At 71.3% G+C, this 8,103-nt stretch carries 9 protein-coding genes and 1 pseudogene; 4 read left to right on the top strand and 6 right to left on the bottom strand.

The features are described 5' to 3' along the window. Positions 1 to 30: 30 nt before the first annotated feature. Positions 31 to 813 carry a 50S ribosomal protein L3 gene (gene rplC / locus VEA62_RS10025; protein WP_324821187.1) on the bottom strand — a complete coding sequence of 261 codons (783 nt, stop codon included), beginning with the start codon at positions 811 to 813 and terminating at the stop codon, positions 31 to 33. Positions 814 to 834: 21 nt separating this feature from the next. Next, complete coding sequence (rpsJ, locus tag VEA62_RS10020; RefSeq protein ID WP_003164367.1) at positions 835 to 1,140, bottom strand: 30S ribosomal protein S10; 306 nt, start codon at positions 1,138 to 1,140, stop codon at positions 835 to 837. 551 nt (positions 1,141 to 1,691) lie between these two features. On the opposite strand from rpsJ, the gene VEA62_RS10015 reads away from it, so the two are divergent. Further along, entirely contained in the window at positions 1,692 to 2,438 is a 747-nt protein-coding gene (locus VEA62_RS10015) for an outer membrane beta-barrel protein (protein WP_324821185.1), read from the top strand. A gap of 148 nt (positions 2,439 to 2,586) precedes the next feature. Here the strand turns inward: VEA62_RS10015 and VEA62_RS10010 are convergent, their stop codons facing one another. The 3 genes from VEA62_RS10010 to VEA62_RS10000 all read right to left on the bottom strand — a co-directional run bounded on the left by VEA62_RS10010 (position 2,587) and on the right by VEA62_RS10000 (position 5,653). Further along, positions 2,587 to 3,483 (bottom strand): GIN domain-containing protein, encoded by an 897-nt coding sequence (locus VEA62_RS10010; RefSeq protein ID WP_324821183.1) that lies wholly within the window; start codon positions 3,481 to 3,483, stop codon positions 2,587 to 2,589. A 98-nt stretch (positions 3,484 to 3,581) separates the two neighbouring features. Further along, on the bottom strand, positions 3,582 to 4,523 hold the full coding sequence (locus VEA62_RS10005; RefSeq protein ID WP_324821181.1) for a transcriptional regulator: 942 nt from the start codon (positions 4,521 to 4,523) through the stop codon (positions 3,582 to 3,584). Then, entirely contained in the window at positions 4,520 to 5,653 is a 1,134-nt protein-coding gene (locus tag VEA62_RS10000) for a GNAT family N-acetyltransferase (protein WP_324821179.1), read from the bottom strand. Before VEA62_RS10000 ends, VEA62_RS10005 begins: the two co-directional genes overlap by 4 nt. 149 nt (positions 5,654 to 5,802) lie before the next feature. Between VEA62_RS10000 and VEA62_RS09995 the strand changes: the two genes are divergently transcribed. The 3 genes from VEA62_RS09995 to VEA62_RS09985 all read left to right on the top strand — a co-directional run bounded on the left by VEA62_RS09995 (position 5,803) and on the right by VEA62_RS09985 (position 7,923). Further along, entirely contained in the window at positions 5,803 to 5,982 is a 180-nt protein-coding gene (locus tag VEA62_RS09995; protein WP_324821177.1) for a hypothetical protein, read from the top strand. Further along, entirely contained in the window at positions 5,979 to 6,749 is a 771-nt protein-coding gene (locus VEA62_RS09990) for an SGNH/GDSL hydrolase family protein (protein ID WP_324821175.1), read from the top strand. Before VEA62_RS09995 ends, VEA62_RS09990 begins: the two co-directional genes overlap by 4 nt. A gap of 61 nt (positions 6,750 to 6,810) precedes the next feature. Continuing rightward, positions 6,811 to 7,923, top strand: a complete 1,113-nt coding sequence (locus VEA62_RS09985) for a L,D-transpeptidase (RefSeq protein ID WP_324821173.1) — start codon at positions 6,811 to 6,813, stop codon at positions 7,921 to 7,923. Between the two features lie 39 nt (positions 7,924 to 7,962). Here VEA62_RS09985 and tuf read toward each other — a convergent pair. Continuing rightward, a pseudogene (gene tuf, locus VEA62_RS09980) lies at positions 7,963 to 8,103 on the bottom strand (elongation factor Tu); the annotation flags it as partial.

Genomic DNA, 8,103 nt, shown 5'->3' with positions numbered 1-8,103 from the left:
CGCCGTCCAGCGTGATGACGTCGAGTTTCATTAGGCTTCGCCCCCTTCTTGGGTGGCTTCGGTCGCCGGCGCTTCGGTCACGGCGGCCTCTTCCTCCACCGCCGGCTCTTCAGCCGGAGCGGCGGCGGCTTCCTGGCCGGCCTTGCGGAAGGCGCCCGGGCGCGGCAGGTCGGCCGGAGCCTTGGCCTTCACCGCGTCGCGGATCTTCACGTAGGAGCCTTCCGAACCGGGAACGGCGCCCTTCACCAGGATCAGGCCGCGGTCGGCGTCGACGCGCCAGACGGTCAGGTTCAGGGTGGTGACGGTTTCCTGGCCGAGGTGGCCGGCCATCTTCTTGCCCTTGAAGGTGCGGCCCGGATCCTGACGCTGGCCGGTCGAACCGTGCGAGCGGTGGGAGACGGAGACACCGTGGGTGGCGCGAAGACCGCCGAAGTTCCAGCGCTTCATGGCGCCGGCGAAGCCCTTGCCGATGGTCTCGGCCTGGACGTCGACCTTCTGGCCCGCGACGAAGTGATCGGCCGAGAACTCGGCGCCCACATCCATCATGGCGTCCGCATCGATGCGGAACTCGGTGACATAGGCCTTCGGCTCCACTTCCAGCTTCGCGAAAGCTTCGCGTTGAGCCTTGTTGGTGTTCTTGGCCTTCTTGGTGCCAGCGCCCAGCTGGAGAGCGACGTAGCCGTCACGCTCCTGGGTACGTTGGCCGACGACTTGGCAGCCGTCGAGCTGGAGCACAGTGACCGGAACGTGCGCGCCGTCATCGGCGAACACGCGGGTCATGCCCAGCTTCTTGGCGATCACGCCCGTGCGCATCGGATCCCGCCTCTTTCTACTTTAAATCTTGATCTCGACGTCCACGCCGGCGGACAGGTCGAGCTTCATGAGCGCGTCCACGGTCTGCGGGGTGGGGTCGACGATGTCGAGGACACGCTTGTGCGTGCGGATTTCAAACTGCTCGCGCGACTTCTTGTCGACGTGCGGCGAGCGGTTCACGGTGAACTTTTCGATCAGGGTCGGCAGCGGGATCGGACCACGAACGGTCGCGCCCGTGCGCTTGGCGGTGTTGACGATCTCGCGCGTCGAAAAGTCGAGGACGCGGTGATCGAAGGCCTTGAGCCTGATGCGGATGCTTTGATCCATATCGGTAGCTATTCCCAAGCAGGCGAACCTGCGTCCCTGTGAACCATTTCAAAGACCGGAGTCTTCAGGCGCGAAGCCTTCAGAGTACGCACGTCCGCAAAAACGATCGGCCCACGCAGTCTCCCGCGAAGGCCGTTGAAGTCCTGGGTCACTGCAAAGAACAGGGTCTCAGGTCGTTCCTGCGAACCGCGTCTGCACCCCATACTCAAAGCGAGGTGCACAGCCGGTCCAACAAGAGTGGGGGCTTATGCAGATCGATTCCGCTTCCGTCAAGCGGTGAAAGAATGGCGGCGGCCGATCGGCGCTCCCCGCCCTGTCGTCGGACCGGGCCGGGTCGGGCGGGCGGGACCGGCTTCATGACCGGACGGAGAGGGAGCGCCGCAATGCGTCCGCCAGTTTGTCACCGCACCGCCACATTGCGTTGCTGCGGCGCAACATTCTCGCATTCCGCGAGGTTTGTGACGGGTTTGTAATGGCTACGCTCGCCCGGGCCCTGATAGCCCGGCCGTCCGTCGCGGCGAATCCGGCCGCGGCAAGCAAGGAAAACAACAATGAAGTCTCTCCTCCTCGTCACCGCCGCCCTGTCCGCCTTCGCCGCGGCGCCCGCCCTGGCCCAGGACGGCCCGGTCGGTTCGGTTGGCGTCTCCTACGGCAACACCGAGTTCGACCTCGGCGGTCTCGGCGCGGACGCCGACGCCTGGGCCGTCGACGGCGTGGTCGCCATGCCCGCCTTCGGCGACTGGACCGTGACCCTCGCCGCCAACGCCGGCCAGGTCGATGACGGCAACGACGACACCACCTTCGTCGGCACGGGCCACCTGACCACCCTGGTCGGCTCCGACCTGCGCGTCGGCGGCTTCATCGGCGCTGCCGACGTGGCCGACGAGACCGCCCTGACCGGCGGCCTGGAAGTGCAGAAATACCTGTCGAAGGCGACCCTGACGGGCGTCGTGGCCTACACGACCGCCGACGACGTCGATCTGGACGCCTGGTCGGTCGGAGCGGACGCCGCCTTCTACGTCACGGACGCCCTGCGCCTGAACGCCGGCCTGTCGTGGATGACCATCGACGACGCCGACGTTGACGGCGTCACCTACGGTGTCGGCGCCGAGTACCAGATCTCGGACTCGCCGTTCTCGGTGACGGCCGGCCTGTCGCACTCGGACATCGAAGACCTGGACATCGACTCCTGGACCGTCGGCCTGCGCTACAGCTTCGGCGGCGGCCTGCAGGCGCGCGACCGCGCCGGCGCGGCCCTGCCGGGCTCGGGCGTCATGGGCATCCTCGGCGCCCTCTAAGCGTCACGGACGTCTGAACGACGAAGCCCCGGCGGAGCGATCCGCCGGGGCTTTTCGTTGGCTGGCGCTGTCCAGACGGCGGACGTGAAGAAGGCCCGGGGGGTTCCACGCTCCCGGGCCTTCTCCTTGTCCGCAAGGGCGCCGGGGGTCAGCGGCCGATGCGGATGTCTCCGGAGCCGACGATGCTGCGGCTGACCGCGCCCGTCGCCTCGGCGACGCGGACGTCGCCCGACCCGGCGATGGACACGCTGACATCACCAGCGGTTCCGCCGAAGTCGATATCGCCGCTACCGCCGATGGCGATGCTCAGGTTGGGAATCCGGCCGCGCCGGATGGTGACCTCGCCGGAGCCGCCGATATTGATCTCGGCGTCGCCGTCGACCTGGGCGATCTGCGCCTCACCAGAGCCGCCCATGTTGAGCTCGAGCGCGCCCGTTCCTCCGGAAACCAGCTTGCCGGAGCCGCCGAGGTTGACGTCGAGCGACCGGGAGGTCCCGACCATGACGGCGCCGGAGCCGCCGAAAGAGAGATCAACCGGCCCGTCGGTATTGGCCACCACCCAGTCGCCGCAACCGCCGTTGCCGAGGTCGACCGAGCTCGCGCCGCGGCCGATCGAGCCGAACACGGCGCCGCCGGCGTCGATGCTCACCTCGCGCGGCGCCCGGATGACGATCAGGGGGGCGTCGTCCAGATCGACCCGGCCGATGTTGCGCACCTCGACCGAGGCGCCCTGCCCCGGCCGCGTGGCGTCCGGCCCCGAGCGGCAGTCGCGGATGCTGTCGCCCATGCGGATGCCGGCGAGCCGCCGACCAAGCCCGCCGTCGATGCGCACATTGGCGCCGTCGCGCTCGACGCGCAGGGCGGGCAGGCGCGACGAGCCCTGCTGGATCTCGACCCCGACATCGGCGCGGTCCTCGACGATGACCACGACCCGGGCCACGGCGTGTTCGATCTCGACCTCGGGACCGGCTTTGGCCAGGGCCGGGCCGGCGACGGCGGTGGCGATCGCGGCGGCGGCGGCGGCGGACAGCAGGATGGCTTTCATGGCGGTGTTCCCTCTCCGGAATGTGCCCGGAAGGTGCGACCGGCCCGCCGTCGAGTCACTTTAAATCGAGGTCATGACCTCGTTGTAAGGAAGGGGGGCTAGCGCATGGCCAGCGGCGAGATCAGGCCCTTGTCCAGCGGCGGCGGCTCGTCGCCCAGTTCGAAGGCCCGCTCGTAGGATTCCAGCCGGGTCCTGACCACGCCCATCCGGCGCAGCCCCAGGGAGGCGCCCCACAGCGCCGCGCGCGCCGCCAGCGGGGCCCGGTCGGCCGGCAGCACCGGCGCGCCCCAGCGCCGCAGCACGCCGTTGGCGTAGTGGGCGCCGTTGGTCATCCGCGACCGCCAGGTCTGGTAGTCGCACGACAGGGAGACGTTGAAACTGCCCTGGTTCTCGATCCGGTGCGGCGCGTGCAGCGGCCAGGCCACGGCCATGCCCGGCTTGAGGTCGAACACCGCCGCATTGGCGTCCATCTCGCGCCGGTAGGGCAGGTCCTCGGTCTGCTGCTCCAGCACGATGTTCTCCATCGAGCGGCTCGGCATGTGGGTCTCGTCGACCGGATAGATCCAGATCCGCTTCTCGCCGCGCAGGTGGAACAGCGTCACCCCCGGCGGGTCGGCGTGGAACGGCACCCTCGCCGAGGGCGCCGACAGGATCAGCTGCCCCGTGACCTGCACCGGCCGGAAGCCCGGCACATGGTCCGACAGGTCGGCGAACACCCGCCGCATCGCCTCGGCCAGTTCCGGCCAGTGGTCCTGGATGCGGCGCATCTGGATCCACATCCGCCCCGCCTTCGCCGCCTCCAGCAGGGCCGCGCCGCCGCGCGCGCCCTTGGTCCCGGTCTGCAGCATGGCCTGGTCGTCGGCGTCGTAGTGGAAGATGTTGATGTCGAACAGCTCGGCCGGGTGGCGCTCCAGCTGCCGCGCCAGCGCCTCGTCCTCGAACAGGCCCGTCTCCAGCAGCCGGTGGGCGTAGGTGATCGGTTCGCGGCCGAAAGCCTCGCGCCGGGCGGCGTCGAAGGCGGGGATCAGGCGGTCGGTCATGCGGGGGCTCCGAGAGTCTTGCGCGCGGCGGCGGCCGCCGCCCCGGCCGCGGCCGCCCACCAGTCGGCGGCGCGGGTCTCGCAGGCGTTGATGATGTCGAAACGGCGGCTCAGGCTCAGCTGCAGCCGGGGCAGCGGCGCCGGGCCGGCGGCCAGCAGCCGCCCCGCCAGCCGGGTCAGGTCGGGACGCGGCCCCTCGGCCACCCCCTCGAACACCACGCCGCCCGGTTCGGCCAGGGCCGTCTTGTAGCCCTCGTCCCCGGCCCCGAAATCGACCAGCCGGTAGCCTTCGTCGGCCGCCTGCTCCAGCTCCAGCCTTGTCAGGATGGTGCCGAGCCCGTGGCGGGCGAAGGCCGGATCGTAGGTCGGAAACCACAGGTGCAGGGTGCGGCCGTCGTCCAGCGAGGCCTCGGCGGCGACCAGCTGGCCGTCCGCCGTGCGCAGGCTGGCCAGGCGCAGGCCGAAATCCGGCGTGCGGGTCTCATACAGCCGACGCAGCAGGTCGACCGTCCAGCCGCAGGCGAACACGTCGTGCCGCCGCGAGCGCCGGTACTGGTCGCGCTTGCGGGCCACGATCCAGTCCAGCACCGCCGGATCGCGCTCGTCCCAGGTGAACACCGGCTCGCCATGCTCGCGCTCGAAGCCGCGCTTCAGCCGGCGCATGTTCTTGAAGAAGCGATGGCTGCGCTCATCCAGCCGCGCCGCCAGGGCGTCCCGGCCGCCGGTCACGTCGGTGGACATCCGCGTCCGCGCGAGGAAGCCGGGCACGGCGGCTCCGGGCGCCATCCACCCTCCGACCCTCAGCACCCCGCCCAGACGCCGCGCCACGGTCGCCGGGTCGAGGCCCTCGCCGGCCGCGGCGACGACGCCGTGATAGTCGGTCAGGGGCGCGCCGAGGGGCTGGATCAGCCGGCCGCGCCGCTGGAACGGAAAGAAGCCGACCGCCGCTCCGCCGCGCCGGAACACCGCCAGGGCCGCGCGCGGAATATCCGCCGCCGCCAGGGCGTAGCGCGGATCGAGATAGGGGTGGTCCAGTCCGGGCTCGGTGGCGCGCAGGGCGTCCCACGCCGCCCGGTCCCGCGGCCGCAGGGCGTCGGGCCGGATGATCTCGATCTCCGTGGCCTCGTCCATGATCCCCGATCCGCCGCCTGTCCGTGGGCCGACCATGCCCCGCCCGCCCTTGCGTTACGGTTTAGAGGCTTGGTGAACGAACTGCTGCGGAGCCGGCGCCGCCCCCGGGCGTTGCCTTTCTGTCCGATCCAATCTTCAAGGAGCGTCTCATGCCCCCCTGTCCCGAGTCGGGCCGGCCGCCGGGCCGGCAGAACGAATACGAGGAGGAGCGCCGCCCGCCGCGGGACGGAGAGCCGCCCCGCCCCGCCCAGGAGCCGCCCGGCTCGGAAGGCAGCAGCAACAGCGGCGAGACCGCCGTCGATCCCGCCACCGGAGAGCCCAACCCTTGAAATCCGCCGCCGCCGCCGCCTTTGCGCTGACCCTGCTGTCCGGAGCGCCCGTCGCCGCCGGCTCCGACCCGGACGCCGTCGTCCCCGGAGCCGCGCCCGCGGCCTGCCCGGTCTCGAGCGGCCACCTGGTCGCCAACCAGGGACTTGACCGCAGCCGGGCGGCGGTCGCTTCGGGGCGGCTGATCATTCTGGCCATGGGGTCGTCCTCGATCGAGGGCGTCGGGGCCAGCCAGCCGGACCTCGGCTTTGTCCCCCTGCTCGAGCGCGGGCTGGAACGCCGCCTGCCGGACGTCGAGGTGACCGTGGTCAACAAGGGCATAGGCGGCGAGACGGCGAAGGAGACGGCCGACCGGCTGACCCGCGAGATCCGGGCGGCCGACCCCGACCTGGTGATCTGGCAGCTCGGAACCAATGACGTGCTGCGCGACCGGCCGCTGGACGACGTCTTCGCCGACTTCCGGCGGGGCGAGGGGATTCTGGACGAGGCGGGGGTCGACGTCCTGCTGGTCGATCCGCAGCGCCTGCCGGAGGGCACGACCAATCCGTCGTTCCGGGGCCGCAACCCGGCGCTGGGCGACATGGCCCGGCTGATCGACCTCGAGGGCGGCCGGGTCGGCTACGCCGTCCTGCACCGCTTCTCCGCCATGGCCGGCTGGACGGGTCTGGAGCGCGGCGGCGTCGGGCCCGACGACCTGCACCTGAACGACCCGGGTTACGCCTGCTGGGCCGAAATCACGGCCGAGGGCCTGGCCGCCGCCCTGCGCTGACCGCATGGGAACGGGCCGGTCCGCAACGGATTGAAGCCGGACGCCCACCATCCGGAACGCCATGTCCTTTCGTCTGACCGCCGCCGCCCCCGCCCTTCTCCTCATCACCCTCGGAGCCGCCGCCTGCGGCGCGCCGGAGCCGCCCGAACAGCAGCCCCCCTCCGGCCGGTCCGCCGACGCTGCGCCGCCCGTGCTCACCGCCGACCAGATCGAGACAGGCGTGCCCCGGCCGGTCCCCTCATCTCCCGCCGGCGGCCCGCCGCCCGCCGCCTACGCCCCCGACCCGGGCCTCGTCCGGCTGCAGATCCTGCTCGACCGCTCGCCCTTCTCCCCGGGCGTCATCGACGGCCTCGCCGGCGACAACACCCGCCAGGCCATCGCCGCCTGGCGCAAGGCCATGGGCCCTGGCGAGGGCGACGCCGCCGACGCCGCCGTGCTGCAACGCCTCGCCGCCGCCGACACGGCCCCGGTGATGACCCGCTACGTCCTGACCGCCGCCGACCTCGCCGGCCCGTTCAGCCCGCCGCCCGGAGCCGACCTCGCCGCCCAGGCGGCCGGCGGGGCCCGTTACAGCTCCGCGCGCGAGCGGCTGGCCGAGCGCTTCCACGTCACCGAGGCCCTGCTGCAGGGCCTCAACCCCGGCGTCGACTTCCGCCGCCCCGGCCAGACCATCGTCGTCCCCGCCGTGGCCGACCGTCCGCTCGGCGAGGTGGCCCGGATCGTGGTCGACAAGTCCGACCGGTCGGCCCGCGCCTTCGACGCCTCGGGGCGGCTGCTGGCCTTCTATCCCGCCACCATAGGCTCCAGCGAACGTCCGGCTCCGTCGGGAACCCTGCGCGTGGTCGGGGTCGCCAACGAGCCGGACTACACCTATGACCCGGCCAGGCTCAGCTACGACCGCGGCGACCGCAAGGTCGTGGTCCCCGCCGGGCCCAACAATCCCGTCGGCTCGGTCTGGATCGAGCTGTCGCGCGACAGCTACGGCATCCACGGCACGCCGGACCCGTCGAAGATCGCCAAGACCGCCTCCAACGGCTGCATCCGCCTGACCAACTGGGACGCCGAACAGCTGGCCGCCTCGGTGAAGCCGGGGGTCGAGGTGCGCTTCATCCAGCCCCCTCCTTCTCCCGCAGCAGGAGAAGGACGCGCACAGCAAAAAGCCCCGCCGGAGTGATCCGGCGGGGCTTCCTGTAAGGCTGCCGAATGAGGCCGCTTACTCGGTGATCTTGGAGACCACGCCGGCGCCGACCGTGCGGCCGCCTTCGCGGATGGCGAAGCGGAGCTTCTCTTCCATGGCGATCGGGGTGATCAGCTCGACGTTCAGCTCGGCGTTGTCGCCGGGCATGATCATCTC

The sequence above is a fragment of the Brevundimonas sp. genome, assembly GCF_035627475.1.
Lineage (GTDB): Bacteria > Pseudomonadota > Alphaproteobacteria > Caulobacterales > Caulobacteraceae > Brevundimonas.
The sequence above is the reverse complement of the archived record's forward strand: the minus strand, read 5'-3'. Positions and strand labels throughout refer to the sequence as shown.

Coding starts and splice junctions, on each gene's coding strand:
- rplC (WP_324821187.1), bottom strand. CDS start 813: ATGCGCACGGGCGTGATCGCCAAGAAGCTGGGCATGACCCGCGTGTTC.
- rpsJ (WP_003164367.1), bottom strand. CDS start 1,140: ATGGATCAAAGCATCCGCATCAGGCTCAAGGCCTTCGATCACCGCGTC.
- VEA62_RS10015 (WP_324821185.1), top strand. CDS start 1,692: ATGAAGTCTCTCCTCCTCGTCACCGCCGCCCTGTCCGCCTTCGCCGCG.
- VEA62_RS10010 (WP_324821183.1), bottom strand. CDS start 3,483: ATGAAAGCCATCCTGCTGTCCGCCGCCGCCGCCGCCGCGATCGCCACC.
- VEA62_RS09995 (WP_324821177.1), top strand. CDS start 5,803: ATGCCCCCCTGTCCCGAGTCGGGCCGGCCGCCGGGCCGGCAGAACGAA.
- VEA62_RS09985 (WP_324821173.1), top strand. CDS start 6,811: ATGTCCTTTCGTCTGACCGCCGCCGCCCCCGCCCTTCTCCTCATCACC.
- VEA62_RS10000 (WP_324821179.1), bottom strand. CDS start 5,653: ATGGACGAGGCCACGGAGATCGAGATCATCCGGCCCGACGCCCTGCGG.
- VEA62_RS10005 (WP_324821181.1), bottom strand. CDS start 4,523: ATGACCGACCGCCTGATCCCCGCCTTCGACGCCGCCCGGCGCGAGGCT.